The sequence below is a fragment of the Actinoplanes sp. SE50/110 genome (assembly GCF_900119315.1).
Classification (GTDB): domain Bacteria; phylum Actinomycetota; class Actinomycetes; order Mycobacteriales; family Micromonosporaceae; genus Actinoplanes.
The window spans coordinates 1338507-1362801 of record NZ_LT827010.1 but is presented as its reverse complement, the minus strand read 5'-3'; the positions used below and the strand labels follow the sequence as shown (position 1 = coordinate 1362801).

Here is a 24295-nt window from a genome sequence, read left to right as displayed (position 1 = left end):
ACTTCGGTGGTGACCCGCGGGGCCGGCTCAGTCACGGGTGAGCTTGCGGTACGTCACCCGGTGCGGGCGGGCCGCGTCGGCGCCGAGGCGGTCGATCTTGTTCTTCTCGTACGCCTCGAAGTTGCCCTCGAACCAGAACCACTTGTCCGGCTCCTCGTCGGTGCCCTCCCACGCGAGCATGTGGGTGGCCACCCGGTCGAGGAACATCCGGTCGTGGGAGATCACCACGGCGCAGCCGGGGAACTCCAGCAGCGCGTTCTCCAGGCTGGACAGCGTCTCCACGTCCAGGTCGTTGGTCGGCTCGTCGAGCAGGATCACGTTGCCGCCGATCTTCAGCGTCATCGCGAGGTTGAGCCGGTTGCGCTCACCACCGGACAACACCTTGGTCGGCTTCTGCTGGTCCGGGCCCTTGAAGCCGAAGGCCGCCACGTACGCCCGGGAGGGCATCTCGACCTTACCGACCATCATGTGGTCGAGGCCGTCGGAGACCACCTCCCACAGCGTCTTGGTGGGGTCGAGACCGGCGCGGCTCTGATCGACGTACGAAAGCTTGACCGTCTCACCGATCCGCACCGAGCCCTCGTCCGGCTGCTCCAGCCCGACGATGGTCTTGAACAGCGTGGTCTTGCCGACGCCGTTCGGGCCGATGATGCCGACGATGCCGTTGCGCGGCAGCGAGAACGACAGGTTGTTGATCAGCGTGCGGCCCTCGAAGCCCTTGGTCAGGCCGTTGACCTCGATGACGGTGTTGCCCAGGCGCGGGCCCGGCGGGATCTGGATCTCCTCGAAGTCCAGCTTCCGGGTCTTCTCCGCCTCGGCGGCCATCTCCTCGTACCGGTCGAGCCGGGACTTCGACTTGGTCTGGCGGGCCTTGGCGTTGGAGCGCACCCACTCCAGCTCCTCGGTGAGGCGCTTCTTCATCTTGGCGTCCTTGCGGCCCTCGACCGCCAGGCGCGCCGCCTTCTTCTCCAGGTACGTCGAGTAGTTGCCCTCGTACCCGATCGCCCGGCCGCGGTCCAGCTCCAGGATCCAGCCGGCCACGTTGTCCAGGAAGTACCGGTCGTGGGTGATCGCCAGGACGGTACCCGCGTACTTGGCCAGGTGCTGCTCCAGCCAGCTCACGCTCTCCGCGTCGAGGTGGTTGGTGGGCTCGTCGAGCAGCAGCAGGTCGGGCGCCTCGAGCAGCAGCTTGCACAGCGCGACCCGGCGGCGCTCGCCACCGGAGAGCTGGGTGACGTCGGCGTCCGGCGGCGGGCAGCGCAGCGCGTCCATCGCCAGCTCGAGCTTGGAGTCGACGTCCCACGCGTCGAGGTGGTCGAGCTCCTCCTGGAGCTTGCCCATCTCGTCCATCAGCTCGTCGGAGTAGTCGGTCGCCATCTGCTCGGCGATCTTGTTGAACCGGTCCAGCTTGGCCTTGGTCTCGGCGACCGCCTCCTCGATGTTGCCGAGGACCGTCTTCGCGTCGTTGAGCGGCGGCTCCTGCGCGAGCATGCCGACGGTGTAGCCGGGCATCAACCGGGCCTCGCCGTTGCTCGTCTTGTCGAGCCCCGCCATGATTTTGAGCAGGCTGGACTTACCGGCGCCGTTCGGGCCGACGACACCGATCTTGGCGCCCGGCAGGAAGCTCAGCGTCACGTTGTCGAGCACGACCTTGTCGCCGTGCGCCTTGCGCGCCTTTTCCAGGACGTAGATGTACTGGGCCACGGTGTGCCCTACCTCCGAGATCGTGGATTTCTCATGCCGGAATCAAAAGGCAATCCTTCCAGGTCGGCTCACCGTCGCCTACGCCAACCCCGCCGGTCAGTCGCCGACCACCCGCTGTTCCGCCTCGGTCCCGTCCGACTTGGTGACCAGCAGCCGCTCCCGGTTGATCGAAAAGGTGTTGCCGTCCTGCGGCGCGACCGCCTGGAAACTGCCGTCGTCCTGCCTCGTCACTCCGGCCAAAAACAGCGCGGTGACCCCCTCCTTCCACGGCGCGGCGGTGCCACCGCGGTTGGCGTGGTAGAACAGCCGCCCCCGGTCGTCCTGGCAGATCCAGATCACCGTCTTGCGCTCGGTGGTGACGCGGAACACCTGCAGCAGGTCGCCGGTCGCGCCGTTGCGGTGCCCCATCTCCTGGGTCTGGTCGGGGCACAACCCCTCGGTGGGCAGCAACGACGGCCCGTCGGAGGCGTCGGTGGTGGCCGAGGCGGAGGGCCTGGCGGTGCCCCGGGCGTCGCGACGCTCGCTGAGCAGATACCCGCCGATCATGCCGATGATGGTCAGCAACACCGTGGCGATCACCACAGGAAAGAAGATCGGCCGCCACGGCTGGGAATGATCATCGAGGGGTGTCACCGGGACAGGATGGCATCCAAGTCAAGACCCCGAGAGCAGAGTGGGTACGTTCCTTGGTGGCTACGCACAGTAGGCTCGCTAGGGGAACAGAAACCACCCGGAGGTGTACTCAGCGTGGCCCAACGAAGTTCCTTCGTCGTCGTCGCCAACCGTCTGCCCGTTGACGAGGTCACCCTGCCCAGCGGGGAGAAGCAGTGGCGGTCCAGTCCGGGAGGCCTGGTCACGGCGTTGCATCCGGTGCTCACCGAGCATCGCGGCACCTGGATCGGATGGGCGGGCGGCGACGGACCGGCGCCCGAGCCGTTCGATCTCGAGGGCATCCACATCCACCCGGTGCCGTTGAGCGCCGACGAGCTGGAACGTTATTACGAGGGTCAGTCGAACGCGACGATCTGGCCGCTCTACCACGACGCGGTGGAGACGCCGGCCTACAAGCGCCGCTGGCGCGACTCGTACCGTACGGTCAATCAGCGGTTCGCCGAGGCGGCCGCGGACGTCGCGGCCGAGGGCGCCACCGTCTGGGTGCAGGACTACCAGCTCCAGCTGGTGCCCGCGATGCTCCGGGAGATGCGGCCCGACCTGCGGATCGGCTTCTTCCTGCACATCCCGTTCCCGCCGATCGAACTGTTCATGCAGATGCCGTTCCGGGCCGAGATCCTGCGCGGTCTGCTCGGCGCCGACCTGGTCGGCTTCCAGCAGCGACTGGCCGCGCAGAACTTCGTCCGGCTGGCCCGGCACCTGCTCGGCCTGCGCTACGAGGGCCAGTCGATCCTGGTCGACGGCCGGCGGGTGAAGGCCGGGGCGTTCCCGATCAGCATCGACACCCGGGACATGGAGCGGCTGGCCGCCGACCCGGCGGTGCAGGCCCGGGCCAAGCAGATCCGCGCCGAGCTGGGCGATCCCAAGACGGTCATCCTCGGCGTCGACCGGCTGGATTACACCAAGGGCATCGAGCTGCGCCTCAAGGCCTTCCGCGAGCTGCTGGCCGACGAGAAACTGCAGGTCGGCGACGCGGTGATGGTGCAGGTCGCAACGCCGAGCCGGGAGCGGGTCGAGCATTACCAGACGCTGCGGGTCAAGGTCGAGCGTGAGGTCGGCCGGATCAACGGCGAGTTCGGCAAGGTCGGCACGCCGGCGGTGCACTACCTGCACCAGTCGGTCGACAAGCAGGAGCTCGCCGCGATGTACGCGGCCGCCGACGTGATGATGGTGACCCCGCTGCGGGACGGGATGAACCTGGTCGCGAAGGAGTACATCGCCTGCCGCGGTGACACCGGGGGCGCCCTGGTGCTCAGCGAGTTCGCCGGCGCGGCCACCGAGCTGCGCCAGTCGTTCCTGTGCAACCCGCACGACCCGGACGGGGTGAAGGACGCGCTGCTGCGGGCGATCAACGCGGAGCCGGCCGAGCTCAAGCGGCGGATGCGGGTGATGCAGCGGCATCTGCGCACCCACGACGTCGCCCGGTGGGCCCGCACGTTCCTGGACGAACTCACCGTCGACGACGAGAGCTGAGGCGATCTCTCCGGCGCCGGGCCGCTGCGGCCCGGCGCCGATCATGGAGTGGTACGTCGTCTGCCGCCGCCCTCTCGCCTCAGCGCGGCTCAGCCGGCTGCCGGGGTGAACCCGGCCGTCGCGCTCACCACCTCGCCGATCACCACGACCGCCGGGGGCCGGATGCCGGCCGCCGCCACGTCCTGCGCGACCGCTCCCAGGGTGCTGCGCAGGGACCGCTGGTGCGCGGTCGACCCCTCCTGGATCACCGCGACCGGGGTGGCCGCGTCCCGGCCCTCGGCGATCAGCCGGCCGGCGATCTTCGCCAGGTTCTTCAGCCCCATCAGCACCACCAGGGTGCCGCGCAGCCGGGCCAGGGCGGCCCAGTCGACCAGTGAGTCGGCGTGCTCCGGCGGAATGTGCCCGGAGATGACCGTGAACTCGTGCGCCACCCCGCGGTGGGTGACCGGCACGCCGGCCAGTGCGGGCGCCGCGATCGAGCTGGTCACCCCGGGCACCACCAGCACCGGGACGCCGGCCTCGGCGCAGGCCAGGGCCTCCTCACCGCCGCGGCCGAAGACGAAGTTGTCACCGCCCTTGAGCCGGACCACGAATCTGCCCTGCAGTGCCCGGTCGACCAGGATCCGGTTGATCTCCTCCTGGGCGGCCGACGGCCCGTACGGGATCTTGGCGGCGTCGATCAGCTCGACCTCCGGCCGCAGCTCGCCCAGCAGCATCCCGGGGACCAGCCGGTCGGCGACCACCACGTCGGCGGCGGCCAGCAGGCGGCGGCCCTTCACCGTGATCAGCTCCGGGTCGCCCGGCCCGGCGCCGACCAGCGCGACGCCCTTGAGCTCGGGGGCGACCGGGGGTGCCGCCTCCAGCGCGTGCGCCACCAGGTCACGGACCGCCATGGCCCGCCGCCGGTCACCACCGTCGGTCACCGCGACGGTCACCTGGCCGTGCCGGGTGACGGCGGGCGTCCAGGCGGTCGCGGCGTCCCGGTCGTCGGCGCGGACGCAGAAGATCCGGTGTTCCTCGGCCGCGTCGCTGACCTGCGCGGCCGCCTCCGGGTCGTCGACCGCGACGTGGACCAGCCAGGCGCCGGCCACGTCGGCCGGCTCGAAGCGCCGCGGTGTCCAGCGGGCCCGGCCGGCGTCGACGTACGCCTGCAGCGCCGGGGTGAGCACCGGCGAGACGATGTCGACCCGGGCGCCGGCCGCGATCAGCGCGGGCACCCGGCGGGTGGCGACCGAGCCGCCGCCGACCACCAGCACGCGACGGCCCTCCAGCCGGAGGGCGAGGGGATAGAGGCTCATGTCGTCTCCTGGGCTCTTCCGGTCACGGTGCGGCCGGTCACTTCTCTGAGACCCCCGCCGAATCGAACGTGGCGACCTCGTGCAGAACCCGGACCGCGGCCGCGACGATCGGTAGGGCCAGCACCGCGCCGCTACCCTCGCCGAGGCGCATCCCGAGGTCGATCAGCGGCTCCAGGCCCAGGTGGGACAGGGCGACGGTGGCACCCGGCTCGGCCGAACGGTGCCCGGCGACCATCGCGGCGACCGCGTCCGGGGCGAACGCGGCGGCGGCCAGCGCGGCCGAGGCGGCGATCACCCCGTCCACGATCACCGGCACCCGGGCGGCGGCCGCGCCGAGGATGAAACCGGTCAGCGCGGCGTGCTCCAGGCCGCCGACCGTGGCCAGTGCGCCGAGCGGGTCGGCCGGGTCCGGGGTGTGCCGGGCCAGCGCGGCCGCGATCACCTCGGTCTTGCGGGCCAGGGTGGCGTCGTCGATGCCGGTGCCGCGCCCGGTCACCACGGCCGGCGCGCTGCCGGTGAAGACCGCGATCAGGGCCGCGGCGGGCGTCGTGTTGGCGATCCCCATGTCACCGGTGAGCAGGCATCGCGCACCGGCGGCGACGAGCTGGGCGGCGACCGCGGCGCCGAGCTCGACGGCGGCCCGGGCCTCCTCGCGGGTCAGCGCCGGCTCGACGGTCATGTCCCGGGTGCCGCGCCGGATGTTGGCGTCCAGCAGGTTGGGCCCGCCGTGCAGCGGGATCTTCACCCCGGCGTCGACCACCATCACGTCCGCGCCGGCCTGCCGGGCGAACGCGTTGACCACCGCGCCGCCGGCCACGAAGTTCGCCACCATCTGCGCGGTGACCTCCTGCGGCCACGGGGTGACACCCTGCGCGTGCACGCCGTGGTCGCCGGCGAAGACCGCGACGGTGGCCGGCGCGGGCAGCGGCGGCGGGCAGACCCCGGCCAGCCCGGCCAGGCGCACCGACAGCTCCTCCAGCGCGCCCAGTGAGCCGGCCGGCTTGGTCAGCCGGGACTGCAGCTCGCGAGCGGCGGCCATGGCCCGCTCGTCGGCCGGGCGGATGGCCGCCAGGGTGGTCTCCAGGGTCACGGTCGCTCCTCGCTCACATCGCCGATCACTTCTCGCAGAGTCTGCACGAATCGGTCCGTGGTGGCAGTGTCGCGCACCGCTATCCGGAGCCAGTCGGGGCCCAGGCCCGGGAAGGTGTCGCCGCGGCGCACCGCGTAGCCACGTTCCCGCAGGTGGGTGCGTATCCGATCGGCCCCGGGCAGGCGTACGGCAACAAAAGCGGACGCCGGATGACCGGCGACCGTGACCTTCGGCACCTCCCGCAGCCGTTCCACCAGGTGGGCCCGCTCGGCCGCGAGCGCGGCCGCGATCTCGCGCTCGGCGGCGACCGCGATCGGCGAGGCACAGGCCGATGCCGCCGCCAGCGCCGGCGTGGAGACCGCCCAGAGCGGCTGCGCCGCGGCGAGCCGGGGCAGCAGGGCGGCCGGACCCAGCAGGTAGCCGATCCGCAGACCGGCCAGGCCCCAGGTCTTGGTCAGGCTGCGCAGCACTACCAGCCCGGGCAGGTCGCGACGCTCGGTCAACGATTCCGGTTCGCCGGGACGATCGTCGCGGTACGTGGTGTCGGCGAACGCCTCGTCGACCACCAGCACGCGACCGGGCCGGGCCAGCCTCGCCACGTCCGCGGCCGGGTGCAGCACCGAGGTCGGGTTGGTGGGATTGCCGACGAAGACCAGGTCGGCGTCGTCCGGGACCAGCCCCGGGTCGAGGCAGAAGCCGTCCGCCTCGCGCAGCAGCACCCGCTCGACGGTGTGCCCGGCGTTGCGCAGCGCCGCCTCCGGCTCGGTGAACTGCGGGTGCACCACGACCGGCCGGCGGGCCCCGCGCAGCGCCTGGGCGAGCAGCACGAAACCCTGCGCGGCCCCCGCGGTGAGCAGCACCTCGGCCGGGTCACGCCGGTGCCGGGCGGCGATCGCGGCGGTCGCGGCGGTGGCGTCCGGATAGGCGGACAGCCGGGTCAGCGCCTCCCGGATCGGGTCGGCGAGCCAGTCCGGCATCGCCTGGTGGCGCACGTTGACCGCGAGATCGATCAGGCCGTCGCCCACCTCCGCGTCGCCGTGATGATCAAGGTCGTGGGTCACCGGGACAGCATGCCGCACCCGTGTTCTCCCGCGGATTCCTGGGGAACATGAGGCGATTTGTCATACCTTCGAAGGGTGACTGACCGACGCCCCACCGTAGCCGGAAGAGTCGCCCTCCTGATCCGTGCCGGGCTGATCGCGGGCCTGGTCATCGCCGGCCTCTCCTATCCGTTCACGGCATTGGCCGGGATGGGCGTCAAAGCCGGCACCGACGCCCTGGACAACATGCCGGAGCAGCTCACCGAGGTGCCCGCGGCGCAGACCACCTACGTGTACGCCAAAGACGGCAAGACCCTGCTGACCATGTTCTACGAGGAATACCGGCGTCAGGTGCCGCTCAAGGACATGTCGCCCTACATCACCCAGGCCATCGTGGCCTCCGAGGACACCCGCTTCTACGAGCATCACGGGGTCGACGCGAAGGGCGTGGCCCGCGCGTTCGTCGCCAACCAGCAGGCCGGCGGCGTCTCGCAGGGCGCGTCGACGCTGACCATGCAGTACGTCCGGATGGCCCTGCGGGACAGCGCGAAAACCCCGAAGGAGGCACTGGAGGCCACCGAGCAGACCGCGGCCCGCAAACTGCGCGAGATGCGGCTCGCCGTCGAGGTCGAGCAGCGGCTCAGCAAGCAGGAGATCCTGCAGCGGTACCTGAACGCCGCCTACTTCGGGCACCGGGCGTACGGCATCTACGCGGCCTCCGAGGTGTTCTTCTCGAAGCCGGCGAAAGACCTCACCCTCAACGAGGCGGCACTGCTGGCCGGGTTGGTCAAGGCGCCGTCCGCGTACGACCCGGCGACCAGGGACCAGGACGCCGCCCTGCAACGGCGCAACTACGTGGTCGACCAGATGCTGAAGATGGGCTCGATCACCGAGGCGCAGGCCACCGCCGCCAAGAAAGCCAAGATCAAACTTCGGTTGAGTACGCCGCCGAACGACTGCGTGTCGGTCTCCGACGAGCACAACGACTGGGGCTTCTTCTGCGACTACTTCAAGAACTGGTGGCGGGAACAGCCCGCGTTCGGCCGCAACGTCCTGGAACGGGAGGAGAACCTGCGCCGCGGCGGCTACCGGGTGGTCACCACGATCGACCCGGCCGTGCAGGGCTACGCGATCAGACACGTGCTGGACAAGGAGGGGCGCAACAGCCCGTTCGCGCACGGCGAAGTGGTGATCGAGCCCGGCACCGGGCGGGTGGTCAGCATGGCGGTGAACCGCCGGTACTCGCTGCAGCAGGACAACAACGGCAAGCACAGCGACCGGAACCAGCGGGACGTCCGCGGCAACTATCCGAACACGGTGAACCCGCTGCTCGGCGGCGGCGACATGGCCGGCTACCAGGCCGGCTCCACCTTCAAGATCTTCACGCTGCTGGCCGCACTGGACGCCGGGCTGCCGCTCTCCACGTCCTACTACGCCCCGGAACGGTTCGTCTCCAAATACATCACCGCGCCCGGCCCGGCGACGTGCGGCACGCACTGGTGCCCGAAGAACTCCAGCAAGTCGATGACCGGCGAACAGACCATGTGGAGCGGTTTCGGCAAATCCGTCAACACCTACTTCGTCCAGCTGGAACAGCGGGTCGGCGCGGAGAAGGCGGTGGCGATGGCCGAAAAGCTCGGCCTGAAGTGGCGCACCGCGGTCGACCGCACCCTGGCCACACCGGAACACGCCGCCGGGTGGGGCGCGTTCACCCTCGGCGTCAGCGACGCCACCCCGGTCGAGATCGCCAACGTGTTCGCCACGGTCGCCGCCGAAGGCAACTACTGCGAGCCGCTCCCGGTCATCTCGATCCGCACGCCGGACGGCCGGGACGTCACCTCCAGGGGCCGGAAGGTCGCCGATCCCCGCTGCCACCGTGTCTTCAGCCGGGACGTGGCCCGCGCCGCCACCGACGCGGCCCGCTGCCCCACCGGTTACGGCGCCGCCCGCGGCAGCTGCGGCGGCTGGGGCACGTCCGAGATGGTGTACGCCACCATGGGCCGGCCGGTCGCCGGCAAGAGCGGCACCACGGACAACAACAAGACCGCCTGGTTCAGCGGCTTCACCCCGCAGCTGGCCGCCTCCGCGTTCGTCGCCGACCCGGACAACCCGGAGCATTACGTCGGCTCGGGCCGCTCCACCATCTCGAAATACACGGTCGCGGAAACGTTGCGGGACGCCCTCAAGGGCCGGCCCGAACTCGACTTCACCCCACCGTCCGACAAACTCGTCTGGTAGCCCCACCGGCCACCAACCCGACCCGCTCCCACCAGGGCCGCCGCCACCCGGCGGCGGCCCTGCCCATCCCCGCCGACATGCCGCGCCGTCGCCATCCCGGCACTGCCCCGCAGCCCGCGCCGCATCGCATCGCCAGGCCCGGCGGTCCCGCCCGCACCACGCCGGCCCCGCCGGTCTTGCGCCGACCGCAGCGGCCCCGCCTGTTCCGCCTGCCCCGCAGGCTGAACAACGCCGCGGCCCAACTGCCCGACCGCGCGCCGATGTCGGGCTCGCCTCGCGCTCTTCCCTCGCCCCTGTCGGGCGCGGCGGCTTGCGGGTCCTCCGGTCAGGCGGAGCGGGGGCAGAAAGCTCCGGTCAGGCCGGACGGGCGGCGGGGGGCTGGTCGTGGCGGAGGCGGGCCGTGGGGACGTCGCGCATCCGGGGTGGCCGCCAGGACGGATCGCGGCCGGCGAGGGCGAGGGCGCGGGGCAGGTCGTCGTCATCCGACGGGTCGATCGGGACTCGTGGGCCGAGGAAGCCCGGGGTACCCTCCGGCGGGCCGGCCGAGAGGAACGTGATCAGCGTGGCCAGGACGCGCGGATCGGCCGCGAAGTCCTGCCCGGTGGCGCGTGCCAGGTCCCAGCCGTGCATGACCAGCTCGTTGGCGGCGACCGTGCCCAGCTCGGCGGCGGGCATGGTGACCCCGCCGGCCCGGGCCGTGCCGCGCCAGGCGGACGGGTCATGCCACGCCGTGGCGAGCTCCTCCAGCAGCACCGGCAGGCGGCTGCGCCAGTGCGGGGACAGATGCTCGGCGGACGGCGCCGGGGGCGGGCCGGTCCCGGACGCGTCAGCGCCCTTGTGCGCGGCGTCGGTGAACGCCTCGGCCAGCCGCATCAGATGATCGAGGAGGGTCGCGACGGACCAGCCGGGGCAGGGTGTCGCAGCGGCCAACTCGCGGTCGTCGACCCCCAGCAGCAGAGCTTTGAGCCGACGAACCGGCGGGTCCAGATCCAGCGGCAGGCGAGCGGCCACGGCGTTCTCCTTCGGTTGTCGTGCCCCTCACGTTACGAGGGAGGTACGACAGTTTCCGGACCGTCGCCCGCCGTTTTCGCACGCTGGGCCGCTTCCGGCGGCCGATCCCGGCGGACCGGCCGCGTGGGTCAGGAGGAGATCGGGATGTCCGACGTCGGACGGGTGTCCGGCACACCGCCCGGGCCCTGGGCCGGGCCGGAACCGGGCGCCCCGGGAGCGGAGTCGCCGGACGTCCGGTGGATCGGGCCGCCGGCAGCCCCCAGGACCGGGACGGCCCCGGACGCTCCGTGGACCGGGCCGGCGTTGGGCGACCCCGGTCCCGTCCGCGGCACGATCTGCCCGTTCGCGCCGGTCACCCCATGACCGGGACCGTTGTGCCCGCTACCGCCGGTCACTCCGGGACCTGGACCGTTCTGCCCGTTCACGCCGTGCGGACCGGGAACACCGGGGCCGGCACCGTTGAGCCCGGACCCGCCGTGGCCGGCACCGTTCGACGGCGCCATGCCCTGGCCCGCGCCGTTCGGCGCCCTGCCTGCGGCCGCTGCGGCCGGGTAGGACTGCCCGTGATACGGACCGGCCGGACCCATGCCGGCTCCGGAACCGTCGGGCCTGCCCAGGCCGGGGATCGGCCCGGTGGCAAGGGTCAGGTCCAGCGTCGGCCCGGAGGGCGGCATGCCCGGGGAGGCCCCCGCTGCGGATGCACCGGCCGAGTGGTGCGCGGAATCGCCGGGCCTGGACGGCCGCTGGCCGCCGCTCAGCGGGGAGTGGGAACCGGGCCCCGGGACGGAGCCGGGCATCTGCGGTCCGGCCGCAGCCATCGACGAGTGCTGAACGGGCATCGGGGACCCCGGCCCGGAAGGCGCAGGCCCGTACCCACCCGGCTGCGGGGACGACGCCGAAGCCGGCGACCCGTGCCCGGCGGTCTGCGGGGACGCCACGGCGGGCCCAGCGGACGGCGAGCCATGCCCGCCCGGCTGCTGCGGGCCCGGCCCCGCGGATGGCGCCCCGTGCCCGACCGCCGGCGCGTGGCTCGACGACGGACCGTGGCTGGAAGAGGCGTGGCCCGACGACGGACCGTGGCCCGAAGAGGCGTGGCCGGCCGGCTGCGGCATCGGGCTGCCGGACTGCGGCCCGTGGCCGGACGGCTGGTGGCCCGGCCCGCCCGGCTTGACCGGTCCCGCGATCGCGGCTGCCACCAGGCGTTTCGCGATTTCCGGGGCGGCTGCCCAGTGCAGGCCCAGCTGGGAGGCGTGGATCTGACGCCAGACGAAGCCCTCCGGGTTGCCGCCCGACCAGGTCCACGCCGGGGTGGCACCGGCGCGCGGCGCGACCACAGCGCGGTGCTGCTTGTATCCGGTGATCCGGGCGCCGGCCGGGGCGAGGACCGAGCTGGCCGGGGCGGTGGCCTCCCGATAGCCGGCGACGGTCTGCTCGCCGGTGGTGCCGGTGATGTCCAGCACCCCGCACATCGGGCGGCCGTCCAGGTCACGGCCGAGCCAGGGCAGCGCCACCCCCTCGGCGATCACCGGCCAGCCGTCGCGGGCGAATTGCGCCACGTCGGCACAGAGGTGACGGTTGGCGGAGAGTTCCTCGGCGTACCCCTCAGGAAGACCGGAACCGACGATCAACGCCCGCGTGCCCGGCGGCAGCGACTCGTCGCGGAGCGGGTCCACGACGATCACGTCGGCGCCCGCGGCGGTCAGCAGCTCGGCGGTCTCGACGTACGTGTAGGGGGCGCCCGGACCACCCGCGAGGGCGATCACCGGCCGCATGTCGGCGGGCTCGCCGGCCGCCTCGGCCGGCGTCCAGAGCGGGCCCGGCACCGGCGGGGCCGCGTTGGCCAGCGCCATCAGCCGGTCCAGGTCGAGTGACTGGGCGACCGCCTCACCGAGCCGGCGCACGGCGCGACCGGCCTCGACCGTGCGGTGCGCGACCGGGACCAGCCCGTGCGCGCGCGACGGCAGCACGTTGGGCAGGTCGCCGCGGCGCAGCGCACCGAGCACCGGCATGCCGATGTCGTCCAGGGCGCTGCGCAGCATCTGCTCGTGGCGCGGCGAGGCGACCCGGTTGAGGATGACGCCGCCCAGGTGGACCATCTCGTCGAACATCCGGAACCCGTGCACCATCGCGGCCAGCGAGTGCCCCATCGCGGCCACGTCGACCACCAGGGCGACCGGGGCGCGCAGCGCGGCGGCGACCGCGGCGGTGCCGTCGATCTCCGGCTGACCGGTGAGACTGTCGAACAGGCCCATGGCGCCCTCGATCACCGACAGCTGGGCCCCGGCGGCACCGTGCCCGAACAGCGGCGCGATCCGCTGCGCGCCGACCAGCCGCGGGTCCAGGTTGCGGCCGGGGCGTCCGGCCGCCAATCCGAGGTACGCCGCATCGGTGTGATCCGGGCCGACCTTGAAACCCGCCGTCGGCAGCCCGCGGGCGGCCATCGCGGCGAGCAGACCGACGGCTATCGCGGTCTTGCCGTGGCCGGATGACGGCGCGCTCACGACCAGACGGGGCTGGGCGGTGATCAATGTTTCCCCCGAGGGTTTCGCGGACCGGCGGTCACGTGCTATTGGCCGCCGGAAGTTCGCACAGTACCCGGCTGCGGCGGAGGCTACCGCCTCGCCGGGTAGCCTCGGGGGGTGTACCGGTTCCTGCTGACACCCCGCTGGCTGGCCACCGCCGTCCTCGCCGTGGTCGCCTCGGTGATCATGGTGATGCTCGGCAACTGGCAGCTCCGCCGGTATCACGAGCGCAGCGAGATCAACGCCCGGATCGACGCGGCGGACTCGACGCCGGCCGTGCCGATGACGTCGAAGCTCGCCGCACCCACCGTGCAGGGCACCCCGGGCGCCTCCCCCGGCAAGGCTGTGGCCTGGACAAAGGTTACCGTCACCGGCCGCTACGACCCGGCGCACGAGATCCAGGCCCGGGGTCGCACGGTCAACGGCGACGTGGGGTTCGAGATCGTCACCCCGCTGATGCTGGCCGACGGCACGGCCGTGCTGGTCGACCGCGGCTGGGTGCCGCCGGCGGCCGCCGGAGCGCTCGCTCCCCCGCAGGCGCCGCCCGCACCCACCGGCCAGGTGACCGTTGTCGGACAGGTTCACCTGTCGGAAAGTCGACCTGCCCCGATCGAGCGACGTGACGGCCGGTGGGACACCCGCCGGATCAACGTGCCCCGGCTCGCGCACGAGCTGCCATTTCCCGTGTACGGGGCGTATGTGCTGCTGACCTCCCAGACGCCGGCCAACGATCCGGCCTTCGCGGCGGTCCCGATCGATCACGAGGACGCCTGGCAGAACGGTGGCTACGCCGTCCAGTGGTGGTTGTTCTCGGTCATGGCCCTTGCCCTGTGGGGCTATCAGGCGCGCCGGGAGGCGCACGGCGTCAACGCCCCGGCCGGCGAACGCCCCGAGCCGGCCGGCGAACCGGTGGCGTCCCCCGCGCCCCGCACCCGGGACCGCGTCGCGGAGGTCGAGGCCCGCCGCGCGAAGAAGGACCGCCCCCGCGACCGCGTCGACGACGCCGACCAACGCCGCGCGAGCAAGGACCGCCCCCGCGACCGCGTCGACGTCGCCGACCGACGCCGCGCGAGCAAGGACCGCCCCCGCGACCGGGTCGAGGAGGCCGACCTGCGGGCCGCCGCGGGGAAGGCCGCGGAACCGGTCGATCGGGTCGAGGAGGCGGACCGTCGCCTCGCGGCGCAGAACGGCGCCGATTAATGTCCGGGTCATGACCTTCCCGCCGGACGACCCCTGGGGCACCCCCACGCCGGCCCCGGCCGGGCCCCCGCCGACTCCGCCCGTGCCGCGGCCGCAGCCCGCGTCGCCGTATGAGCCGCCCCGGCAGAGCGGCCCGGTCATCGTGCAGATCGCCGAGATCGAGGTCACCTCGTCGACGATCCGCACCCCGGCCGGCGACTTCCCGCTGGCCGGTTCCCGCTGGCAGGTCAATGAGTTCTGGGTGACCTTGCGCCGCACCCCGCTCTGGGCCAAGATCGTCGGCTTCGCCGGCATGTGTTTCACGTTCGGCCTGAGCCTGCTGCTGTTGCTGGTCAAGGAGACGGCGCCGCAGGGCACCGTGCAGGTCACCGTCACCAGCGGCCCCCAGCAGTACGTCGCGCGGATCGCCGTCAACGACGAGCAGGACGTGATCACGATCAATCAGCAGGTCAACTACGTGCGGAGCCTGTCCGCCCTGTGAGGCCGGTGTGCCGCCCTCATCCGCGCAGATCTCCGCCGCCGGCGGCGACCCCGTTCAGGAGGTCACGGCGCCGCCCCCGATCGCCCGGACCGCGTCGATGGTGTCCGCCTCGGCGGCCGGCTTGTCGTCGCGATAACGCAGCACCCGGGCGAAGCGCAGCGCGACCCCGCCCGGATAGCGCGGCGACGTCTGCACCCCGTCGAACGCGATCTCGACCACCTGCTCCGGCCGGACCCGCACCACCCAGCCGTTGTCGTCGACCGCGAGTTCCTTGAACCGTTCGGTCTGCCAGCGCAACAGCTCGTCGGTGAGGCCCTTGAACGTCTTGCCCAGCATGACGAACCCGCCGGTCTCCGGATCCCGGGCGCCCAGATGCAGGTTGGACAGCCAGCCGCGGCGCCGCCCGTGTCCCCACTCGACGGCCAGCACCACCAGGTCCAGGGTGTGCCGGGGCTTCACCTTCACCCAGGCGGAGCCGCGGCGGCCCACGTCGTACGGCGCGTCGGGAGCCTTGACCACGACGCCCTCCTGTCCGGCGGCCAGGGCGGCGGCGAACGCGGCGGCCCCCTGCTCCTGCGTCTCCACGGTCTGCCGGCCGACGATCAGCCCCGCCGGCAGTGCGTCGGCCAGCGCGGCCCAGCGCACCCGGCCGGGCTCGTCCAGCAGATCGGTGCCGTCCAGGTGCAGCAGGTCGAAGAAGTACGGCACCAGCACGGCCGCGGCGTCGGTCCCGCCCGTCTTCGCCCGGGTGGCGGCGCGGCTCGACGTCTCCTGGAACGGGCGGGGCCGGCCCTGCTCGTCGAGCGCCATCGCCTCGCCGTCGAGCACCACCTCGCGCAGCGGCAACGCCCGGGCCGCGGCGACCACGCCGGGCAGGCGTTCGGTGATGTCGTCCAGGCTGCGGGTGAAGACGGCCACCTCGTCGCCGGAGCGGTGCACCTGGATGCGGATGCCGTCGAGCTTGGTGTCGACCACCGCCGGGGTGCCGGTGGCCAGCAGAGCGGCGGCGATGTCCGGCGCGCTCTGCGCGAGCATCGGGGTGAGCGGTGTGCCCACCCGCAAGCTGATCGCGGCGAGCGCGGCCGCTCCCCCGGTCAGGGCCGCGGCCGCGACCTGCTTCAGATCGCCGGACAGGAGCAGGGCGCGGCGTACGCCGGTGACCGGCACCGCCGCGGCCACCGCGATCGCCTCGGTCAGCAGCCCGGCCTGCGCGCCCTGGCGCAGCTCCCCGCTGAACAGCCCGGTCAGCAGCCGCTGCTCGTCCGCGGTCGCCGCGCCGAACAGCGCGCCGAGCAGCTGCCGCCGCCGCGCCTGGGAGCCCGCTCCCGCGACCGTGGCGATCTCGGCGATCGACGCGTCCACGCCGGCGACGGTCAGCGTCGGCTCCAGCGCCGGGGCCGGCCGCTCTCGCAGGCCGGCGTAGCCGACACCGGTCTGCCGCTGCCGCAGCTCCCCGGCGAGATACGCGGAACCGGCCGCGATCTCGTCCGGCTCCAGCCGCCGCAGCGCGTGCGCGAGCAGCTCGATCTTCGCTTTCCGCCCGCCGGTCGCCGCAACCGCCGCCGACGTGGCCGCAATGTCAAGAAACCGCACGATCCCCATCCTGGCAGCCCACCCGGCCGCCCGCCGCGGCGAAGCCGGCCATTTCCCCAACCTTGGCCGCCACCCATCGATCCCGGCACCGCCGACCCACCCCGGCACAACCGGCCTACCCCGGCGCAACCGGCCTACCCCGGCACAACCGGCCTACCCCGGCACAACCGGCCTACCCCGGCACAACCGGCCTACCCCGGCACAACCGGCCTACCCCGGCGGCGCCCGGCCATGCGGCGCCATCCGGCAGCTAGCCGGCGGCACTCCGCTATCCGCCGCTGCCGGCCCACCCCGCCGCCACCCGGCTGTCCGGCGCTGCTCGCCAACTCCAACGCCACCCGCCTACGCGGCGCGCTGCTCGTCTATTCGGAAACCTCGGGCGCGGACCGCCTCTGCAACCCGGGTCAGCTCGGTGTCGATGCCACACAGTGCCTGGGAGAGCTCGTCGAGATGCTCGGTGAGGGTGGCGTCGTCCCACCCGGAGACGTCGACGTCCCCCAGAGCCCGGACCGCGGCACGCAGCCGCGCGATCGACTCGATCCGATCGCGAGTCCGAAGCCGATCCAGAGTGGCGCGTGGCCCGGCGGGCTTGGGCCGGGTCACGCTGCCGTTCGGAACAGCACCTATCGAACGCATGTTCGAATCCTATCAGGACCCGCCGTCGATCACACCGCCAAGGCGTGTCGGAAAGTCACCTCCGCCTCGGCCGGCGTGGCGCGGCCCGCGACGAAGCCGTCCGGGCGGACCAGATAGAACAAGCCGGGCTGTAGCGGGGTGGCCGGTGCGGCCGGGAAGACGTGCACCGGGAGGCCGAGATCCGGGGCCTCGGTGCCCTCGACGCCGCCGTACCCGTGGATCTGCCAATCGGCGGTGCGCAGCACGGCGAAGTTCGCTCCGGTCCACGGCAGGCGGCGGCCGACGACCGGGTCCCGTTTGCCGTCCGGGGTGCGCGCCTGCGGACCGATCGGATAGTGGATGCGGGTCTGTGAGACGTACTGGAACAGTCGGGACCCGCCGGAGGTCCGCGGCAGCGCGCGGGCCGCCATCGGGGCGATCAGCGGGATCATGGCGGTCCGCACCACCCGGCTCAGCGTGCGCTGCGAGGTGATCGCCTGGAAGAGCCGGTCGGTGGTGGCCACCAGCGTCTTGGCGACCGGGCGGCGCTCCGCCTCGTACCGGTCGAGCCAGGTGTCCCGGCGGCGGCCGCGCAGCACGTCGGCGAGTTTGAAGGCCAGGTTGTGGGCGTCCTGCAGACCGGTGTTCATGCCCTGCGCACCGATCGGCGAGTGGACGTGCCCGGCGTCCCCCGCCAGCAGGAACGGGCCGTCCCGGAAGGCGGCGGCGACCCGGTGATGCACCCGGTACGTCGCGAACCAGCGCGCCTCGGTGTAGGTGACCGCGAACAACTCCCGCAGCCGGCCGCGCACGTCGTCCTCGTCGAGCGCGGAGTCGCCGTCGACGTCCCGGACGATGCCGATCAGCCGCCAGTTGTCCCGGCCGGGCATCGGGAAGGCGAGCAGGAAGTCCCGCCCGCCCGGCCGCACGTTGACCGCGCCGCCGACCAGACCGGCCGCCGCGGCCGCATCCAGCACGTAGAACCGATGCGCGTTGGTGCTGCCCTCGAACGCGATCCGGCGAGCCTTGCGGACCGCCGAGTTGGCCCCGTCGCAGCCGACGCAGAACCGGGCCTGGACGGTGTGGTTGCCGACCTTCGCCTCGAGTCCCCTCTCGACCTGGGTGACCGCGGTGACCGGGGTCTCCCAGATCACGTCACCGCCGAGCTTGCGCAGGTGGTCGTAGAGGATCTCCTCGTTGCGGCTCTGTTCGAGGACCTCGAGGAACGGGTACGGCGTGGTGCCGCGCCCGAGCGCCCCGAGCGGCACCCGGCCGAACACCCGGGAGCCGCTGCCGGGCGAGATCGCCTCCGCCCGGTTCGCCGCGTCGAGGATCTGGTCGCCGATGCCGAGCTGGTCGTAGATCTCCAGGCTGCGCGCCTGCACCACGAGGGCCCGGGACTCGCGGGTCGGACCGTCCTTGCCGTCCACCACGAGCACCTGCACCCCGAGCCGGGTCAGCCAGTTGGCGAGCATCAGCCCGGTCGGGCCGGCGCCCACCACGAGGACCTCACACGACAGCTCGGTCATCAGCGACTCCGTCCTAGCTCACTTCGTCAGGTTCTCCGCAACGTTCTTGAGCAGCAGCACCTCGGCGAGGCAGACCCGCTCGAACTCGCCCAGGTGCAGGCTCTCGTTCGGCCCGTGCGCGGCGGAGTGCGGGTCCTCGACACCGGTTACCAGGATCGTGGCATCCGGGAACAGCTCCTGGAAGGTGGCGATGAACGGAATCGATCCACCGACACCCATGTCGACCGGCTCGGTGCCGTCCCACGCGGACCGGAACGCGGAACGGGCGGCGTCGAAACCGGGGCCGGTCGCGTCGATCACGCAGGGGTCGCCGTCGCTCTCCAGGGTCACCTCGACGTGCGCGCCCCACGGCACGTGCTTCTCCAGGTGGCTCTTGACCGCGGCGTACACCGATTTCGGGTCGTCACCCGGAGCGACCCGGACGCTGACCTTGGCCTTCGCCGAGGCCTGCAGCGCGTTGGCCGCCTCCAGGGTGCGTGGCGCGTCGATGCCGAGCACCGAGATGGACGGCTTGGTCCAGATCCGGTCGGTGATCGTGCCGCGGCCGATCAGGGTGACGCCGTCGAGCATGCCGGCCTCGTGCCGGAACCGGTCCTGCGGGTAGTCGACGCTGGCGCCCTCCCGGCCGACCAGACCGTCGACCGCGACCTCGCCGTCGTCGTCGTGCAGCGAGCTGAGCAGGCGGGACAGGGTGATCAGCGCGTCCGGAACGGCGCCGCCGAACATGCCGCTGTGCACCGCACCGCGCAGCACCTCGACCTCGACGAACAGGTTGACCAGGCCGCGCAGTGAGGTGGTCAGCGCGGGCTGGCCGATGTCCCAGTTGCCGGAGTCGGCGATCACGATCACGTCCGAGCGCAGCTCGTCACGGTGGGCCTGAATGATCGCGTCGAGCGAGTCCGAGCCGTACTCCTCCTCGCCCTCGACGAAGACGACCACGCCGACCGGCAGCCGGTCACCGAACGCGCGCAGCGCGGCCACGTGAGCCATCACCCCGGCCTTGTCGTCGGCGGCGCCGCGGCCGTAGAGCCGGCCGTCCCGCTCGACCGGCTCGAACGGGTCGCTCGTCCACAGCTCGGGGTCACCGGCCGGCTGGACGTCGTGGTGGGCGTAGAGCAGCACCGTCGGGGCGCCGGGCGGGGCGGGCTTGCGGCCGATCACCGCGGGCTGGCCGCCGTGCCGCACGATCTGCGTGTCGAGGCCACAGCCGCGCAGCAGATCGGCGACCGCCTCGGCGGAACGCTCCACGTGTGAATGGTCGAAACCCTCGAAAGCGACGCCCGGGATCCGCACCAACCGTTCGAGGTCGGCGCGGACACCGGGCATCTGCTGCGCGATTGTGGCGCGCAGTTCGGATTCAGTCAGGCTCATCGCCCGATCGTAATCAGCTCGCTTCGCCGTCGCCGCCGTTGCCGTCGCCCCGGGCCCGGCGCCGGGCGTCGCTCGCCCAGTTCATCGCCCGGCCGGCAGCCGCGCCGGCCATGTCGGTCGCACCGTCGCCGACCCGGCGCAGCAGCCCGACCAGCGGATCCTGCGAATTGGCGAAGTCCTCCCGGTACGACTGGGCCGCCGCCTTGGCGTCCGCGCTGAACGACGAGTCACCATCCGAGTCACGGTGCGGGTAGTCGCCGCTGAGGATCTGCGCGTACGCCCCCGAGTCGATCCACTTGCGCAGCTCGGCGGCGCGGGCGACCGGGAACGGATGCGTGCTCCAGGCGGTCATGCCCAGTTTGTGGATGCTGTCGCGGATGTCGCCGCCACCCTCGTACTCCGCGGCCTGCTCCAGGAACGCGGTGGTGTCGATCTGCGACAGGTCACCGCCACCCGCCAGTTTCATCAGCAGCCGCAGCGAGGCGGACGGGTCCTGGCCGGCGAGCAGGCCGGCCCGGTCGGCGGAGAGCTCCGCCTTGCGCCACCACTCCAGCATCCCCGCGATGATCGCCCGCAGCGCGATCGCCCCGACCGGGACCCAGCTGATGTTCGCCGCCCAGTTGGTCAGGATCATCATGATGGTCTTGTAGACGGCGTGGCCGCTGCGCACGTGCCCCAGTTCGTGCCCGAGCACGGCCCGCAGCTCGTCGTCGTCCAGCTTCTCCACCGCGCCCGTGGTGATCACGATGAACGGGCGGTCCAGCCCGATCGCCGAGCCGTTGATCATCGGCGACTGGGTCACGTAGAGCTCGGGCAGCTCGGCGATGTCCAACGTGCTCGCGGCCTCGGTGAAGCGCTGGTAGACCCGCGGATACTGCCGGTGGTCGACGCGGATCGAGCCGGCCAGGTAGCTCAGCCGGAAACCGCGCTCGTTCCACATCCCGAAGAACGTCTTCACCACGTCGTCGAAACCGCGCAACTCACGCAGAGCGGACAGGGCCCCCCGATCGGCCGGGTGCTCCCAGGCCCGGGAACTGATCCCGGTCAGCGTCACCCGGCGGCGCACCGGGCGGTTCTCCTCGTCGGTGGTCATCGATCACACCCCGTCCTCGTGGCACACACTGGCCCGCGCGGCGACTGCCGCGCCGGACCCAACGTACGCCCGGAACGCAACGGTGTCGTCAGGGTCCGACCCCTACGGGGCGCCCGGCGGCACGAACGGCATCCCAGGTGGCGGGCCGTTTTCCAGCAGCCGCCAGAGCGCCGCGGTGTCCAGGTGCTCGGCCACCAGGTCACCGAGCACGTCCAGGGCCCGGGCGCGGATCGCCGCATACCGGGTGTCCGGGGCGACCGTGAAGCCGTGCCGCCCCGCCTGGGCGGCGGCCGCGGTCAGGAATCGGCGGCGGAACTCGTCGGACTCGAACGTGCCGTGCCAGTGCGTGCCATACACGTTTGCGCGTACCGCACCCTCGGGCCGGCCATCGGCGTACCGCAGAAACGCCTCGGGAGCCTCCCGGGTGACCTGCCCATGGTGGATCTCGTAACCACCCACCGGCGCCCCGAGCGCGGACCCGGCGCTGCGGGCCAGCGTCTTGCGGGCCGCGAAAGTGACCTCCACCGGCAGCAGGCCCAGCCCCGGCGTGACGCCGCGCCCACTCTCCACCTCGTCGTCGATCGTCCCGGCCAGCATCTGGAACCCGCCGCAGACTCCGACCAGCGGCTTGCCCGCCGCGGCGTGCGCGGTCACCGCGTCCGCCAGCCCGGTCTCGCGCAGCCAGGCCAGATCGCTGACGGTCGCCTTGGAACCGGGCAGCATCACCAGATCGGCGTCGGCCACATCGCCCGGCTCGACGGTCAGATGCACCCGCACGCCCGGTTCGGCGGCGAGCGCCTCGGCGTCGGTCGCATTCGAGATCCGCGGCAGGCGGATCACCGCGACCCGCAGCCACTCCCGGCCGTGCGGCGGGCCCGGTCGGCCCAGCACGGTGCCGTAGGCTAGCGAATCCTCGGCGTCCAGCCAGACGTCGCGGTGGAACGGCAGCACACCGTGCACCGGGCGGCCGGTGACCGCGGTGATCATGTCGATGCCCGGCTGGAGCAGGCCCAGGTCGCCGCGGAACTTGTTGATGACGAAGCCGGAGACCAGCGCCTGGTCCTCGGGCGAGAGCAGGGCCAGCGTGCCGAAGAACGCGGCGAACACCCCGCCCCGGTCGATGTCGCCGACCACCAGCGCCGGCATGCCGAACCGGCGGGCCAGACCCATGTTGACGAAATCGCCGTCCCGCAGGTTGATCTCGGCGGGGCTGCCGGCGCCCTCACAGATCACCGCGTCGAAGTCGGCACGAAGGTCGGTCAGGGTGGCGTACGCCGTCTCGGCAAGCTTGGGCCGCAGCGACCGGTAGTTGCCGGCGGTGACCGTGTCGATCGCCTCGCCGAGCAGGATCACCTGGCTGGAACGGTCACTGCCCGGCTTCAGCAGGACCGGGTTGAAGCGGAGGTCGGGGGGCAGGCCGCAGGCCTCGGCCTGCATGGCCTGGGCGCGGCCGATCTCGCCGCCGCGGCCGTCCGGGGCCACGACGACGACCGAGTTGTTGGACATGTTCTGGGCTTTGAACGGGGCGACCCGGACGCCGTTGCGGTGCAGCCAGCGGCAGATCCCGGCGGTGAGGATGCTCTTGCCGGCGTCCGAGGTGGTGCCCGCGATCAGCAGCGTGTTCGCCTGACGGCCCCGTTGGGGCCCCGCCCCCGCCCCCACCGCCACCACCGGATCGCTCATCGGGATCCGTCCCGCCCGGCGCGCCGCAGCGCCGCCCCGAAACCACCTCTGACCAGCGCACCACCGGCGGCGAGCAGCATCGCCGCCGCTCCCACCGCCGCTGACACCCGCGCCGCACGCCGCAGATGTACGGCGGACGGCCGCGGCCCGTCACCGAGGAACGGCCGGGTCTCGCTGCGTCCGAAATAGACGTTTCGCCCACCCAGGCGCACCCCCAGTGCTCCGGCCATCGCGGACTCGCACTGCCCCGCGTTCGGCGACGGATGATCCCCCCGATCGCGCCGCCACACCCGAGCCGTCTCCCGCGGCGTGCCCCCGCCGATCGGCGCCATCGCGATGGTCAGAAGACCGGTCAACCGCGAAGGACCGAGATTGAGTACGTCGTCGAGCCGCGCCGCCGCCGTCCCGAAGCGGGCGTAGCGGGCGGACCGGTGCCCCACCATCGCGTCCAGCGTGTTCGCCGCCCGATAGCCGAGCAGCCCGGCCGGCCCGAGGGCGGCTCCCCAGAGCAGGGGGGCCACCACCGCGTCGGAGGTGTTCTCGGCGACCGATTCGACCGTGGCCCGGGCGAGTTCGGTCTCGTCCAGCGCGGACGGGTCACGGCCGCACAGGTGGCCGAGCCGCCCGCGGGCCGCCACCAGGTCGCCCGCGGTCAGGTGTCGGGCCATCGTCCGGGATTCTCTGCGCAGTGTGCGGCCGCCGAGCACGGTCCAGGTCGCGGCCGTGGTGAGGGCGAACCGGGCGGCCGGCAGGTGGCGGGTGGCCCGCCCGGCGGCCAGCCCCGCCAGCACCGGCACGCCGACGGCCACCGTGGTGAACAGGACGCCCGCCCGGCGGTCGGGACGGTAGACCCGTCTTTCCAGGGCGGCCGCCGCGGTGCCGTAGCCGGCGACCGGGTGGAAGCGGCGCGGGTCGCCGAGCGCGGCGTCCAGCAGGTATCCGGCGATCAGCCCGGCCGCGTCCGCGGTCCACCGGTTGAGCACGTGGTTCCTTTCGCTTGATGCGTGACGCTCCCGGTCAGCCTGATTCTTCGGTCAGCCTGACCCGCTCGGTCGGCGTGGCGGTCAGCGGCCGAAGGGCGTCAGATCGAACGCCCAGACCGCCAGCGCGGCCGGACCGGCCTCCTCCGGGTAGGGCACCGGTTCGAGGGCGCCCCACTGGATCGAGCCGGGGGCGCGGTCGACCAGGAATTCCACCACGATGGCGTGCAGGTCATCGGTCACCTGGTAGGTGACCGGGAAGACCAGATCGCCCGGTTTGCGGGTGCTGACCGAGCAGCGCAGCTGGCCTGCTTCCGGGTCATGCCAGACGAAGAACGTGGCGGTGCCGCGGTGGCCGGAGCCGGCCACCTGTTCCCGCAGCGCGGCCGCGGTCTCCTCGAAGGCGGTCACCACCTCGTCGGGCGACATGCCCATGCGTTCGTGCGGTGGCGCGCCGAACCACGTGGTGTTGACGTATTCGGCGTCCTGATCCTCGGGCGTTAGCACCATCGTCTCTTCGGCGACGGCGCGGATGTCCTTCAGCATCACCACTTCAGTCTGCCGGTTGTGGTTGTCCTGAGACCAATCGGGCCGCTCCGCCTGGCGGCCGGGAGAAGCGGACCGATCGGCCCATCCCGATCGAGGGAATCGGGTTTTGTCGACGAGATCGTCACGTGCGGGTTTCCCGCACCGGCGGCCCGG

Annotated in this window: 18 protein-coding genes and 1 pseudogene; 4 read left to right on the top strand and 15 right to left on the bottom strand. The window is 72.6% G+C overall.

Annotation, left to right across the window (positions count from 1 at the left end):
- Positions 1–27: 27 nt before the first annotated feature.
- Positions 28–1704, bottom strand: coding sequence for an energy-dependent translational throttle protein EttA (ettA, locus tag ACSP50_RS06085; RefSeq protein WP_014688279.1), 1677 nt, complete (start codon positions 1702–1704; stop codon positions 28–30).
- 96 nt (positions 1705–1800) lie between these two features.
- Positions 1801–2337, bottom strand: coding sequence for a hypothetical protein (locus tag ACSP50_RS06080; protein WP_063713998.1), 537 nt, complete (start codon positions 2335–2337; stop codon positions 1801–1803).
- Positions 2338–2451: 114 nt separating this feature from the next.
- On the opposite strand from ACSP50_RS06080, the gene ACSP50_RS06075 reads away from it, so the two are divergent.
- Positions 2452–3849, top strand: a complete 1398-nt coding sequence (locus tag ACSP50_RS06075; RefSeq protein WP_014688277.1) for a trehalose-6-phosphate synthase — start codon at positions 2452–2454, stop codon at positions 3847–3849.
- An 89-nt stretch (positions 3850–3938) separates the two neighbouring features.
- Here ACSP50_RS06075 and cobA read toward each other — a convergent pair whose 3' ends face one another.
- From cobA to cobC, 3 genes are read right to left on the bottom strand one after another with little or no spacing between them, the layout of a single operon-like run.
- Positions 3939–5147: a uroporphyrinogen-III C-methyltransferase gene (gene cobA, locus ACSP50_RS06070; RefSeq protein ID WP_014688276.1), complete on the bottom strand. Its 1209-nt coding sequence runs from the start codon at positions 5145–5147 to the stop codon at positions 3939–3941.
- A 37-nt stretch (positions 5148–5184) separates the two neighbouring features.
- Positions 5185–6186 (bottom strand): nicotinate-nucleotide--dimethylbenzimidazole phosphoribosyltransferase, encoded by a 1002-nt coding sequence (gene cobT, locus ACSP50_RS06065; RefSeq protein ID WP_231957004.1) that lies wholly within the window; start codon positions 6184–6186, stop codon positions 5185–5187.
- Between the two features lie 47 nt (positions 6187–6233).
- Entirely contained in the window at positions 6234–7298 is a 1065-nt protein-coding gene (gene cobC, locus ACSP50_RS06060; protein WP_231956876.1) for an Rv2231c family pyridoxal phosphate-dependent protein CobC, read from the bottom strand.
- A gap of 75 nt (positions 7299–7373) precedes the next feature.
- Here cobC and ACSP50_RS06055 point away from each other — a divergent pair, with 75 nt between their 5' ends.
- Positions 7374–9515, top strand: a complete 2142-nt coding sequence (locus ACSP50_RS06055; protein ID WP_014688273.1) for a transglycosylase domain-containing protein — start codon at positions 7374–7376, stop codon at positions 9513–9515.
- Between the two features lie 354 nt (positions 9516–9869).
- Here ACSP50_RS06055 and ACSP50_RS06050 read toward each other — a convergent pair whose 3' ends face one another.
- Positions 9870–10526 (bottom strand): TIGR03086 family metal-binding protein, encoded by a 657-nt coding sequence (locus ACSP50_RS06050; protein ID WP_014688272.1) that lies wholly within the window; start codon positions 10524–10526, stop codon positions 9870–9872.
- Between the two features lie 128 nt (positions 10527–10654).
- Complete coding sequence (locus ACSP50_RS43740; protein ID WP_231956875.1) at positions 10655–13027, bottom strand: cobyrinate a,c-diamide synthase; 2373 nt, start codon at positions 13025–13027, stop codon at positions 10655–10657.
- Between the two features lie 138 nt (positions 13028–13165).
- Here ACSP50_RS43740 and ACSP50_RS06040 point away from each other — a divergent pair.
- Together ACSP50_RS06040 and ACSP50_RS06035 are read left to right on the top strand one after the other, a co-directional pair.
- Positions 13166–13972 (top strand): annotated as a pseudogene (locus ACSP50_RS06040) (SURF1 family protein); the annotation flags it as partial.
- Positions 13973–14258: 286 nt separating this feature from the next.
- Positions 14259–14729 (top strand): hypothetical protein, encoded by a 471-nt coding sequence (locus ACSP50_RS06035; protein ID WP_014688269.1) that lies wholly within the window; start codon positions 14259–14261, stop codon positions 14727–14729.
- Between the two features lie 54 nt (positions 14730–14783).
- Here the strand turns inward: ACSP50_RS06035 and ACSP50_RS06030 are convergent, their stop codons facing one another.
- From ACSP50_RS06030 to ACSP50_RS05995, 8 genes are all read right to left on the bottom strand, one after another.
- The gene (locus ACSP50_RS06030; protein WP_014688268.1) at positions 14784–16331 is read right to left on the bottom strand and encodes an ATP-dependent DNA ligase; all 1548 of its coding nucleotides are present in this window, start codon (positions 16329–16331) and stop codon (positions 14784–14786) included.
- A 333-nt stretch (positions 16332–16664) separates the two neighbouring features.
- Positions 16665–16958, bottom strand: a complete 294-nt coding sequence (locus ACSP50_RS06025; RefSeq protein WP_014688267.1) for a hypothetical protein — start codon at positions 16956–16958, stop codon at positions 16665–16667.
- A 29-nt stretch (positions 16959–16987) separates the two neighbouring features.
- Complete coding sequence (locus tag ACSP50_RS06020) at positions 16988–18466, bottom strand: FAD-dependent monooxygenase (RefSeq protein ID WP_014688266.1); 1479 nt, start codon at positions 18464–18466, stop codon at positions 16988–16990.
- A gap of 18 nt (positions 18467–18484) precedes the next feature.
- Entirely contained in the window at positions 18485–19831 is a 1347-nt protein-coding gene (locus ACSP50_RS06015; RefSeq protein ID WP_172898854.1) for a dipeptidase, read from the bottom strand.
- A gap of 19 nt (positions 19832–19850) precedes the next feature.
- Positions 19851–20930 carry a M48 family metallopeptidase gene (locus ACSP50_RS06010; RefSeq protein WP_014688264.1) on the bottom strand — a complete coding sequence of 360 codons (1080 nt, stop codon included), beginning with the start codon at positions 20928–20930 and terminating at the stop codon, positions 19851–19853.
- A 102-nt stretch (positions 20931–21032) separates the two neighbouring features.
- Positions 21033–22613 (bottom strand): cobyric acid synthase, encoded by a 1581-nt coding sequence (locus ACSP50_RS06005; RefSeq protein ID WP_014688263.1) that lies wholly within the window; start codon positions 22611–22613, stop codon positions 21033–21035.
- The gene (locus ACSP50_RS06000; protein ID WP_014688262.1) at positions 22610–23596 is read right to left on the bottom strand and encodes a cobalamin biosynthesis protein; all 987 of its coding nucleotides are present in this window, start codon (positions 23594–23596) and stop codon (positions 22610–22612) included. The genes ACSP50_RS06005 and ACSP50_RS06000 overlap by 4 nt, the downstream gene beginning before the upstream one ends.
- Positions 23597–23677: 81 nt before the next feature.
- On the bottom strand, positions 23678–24139 hold the full coding sequence (locus ACSP50_RS05995; protein WP_014688261.1) for a hypothetical protein: 462 nt from the start codon (positions 24137–24139) through the stop codon (positions 23678–23680).
- Positions 24140–24295: the final 156 nt, after the last annotated feature.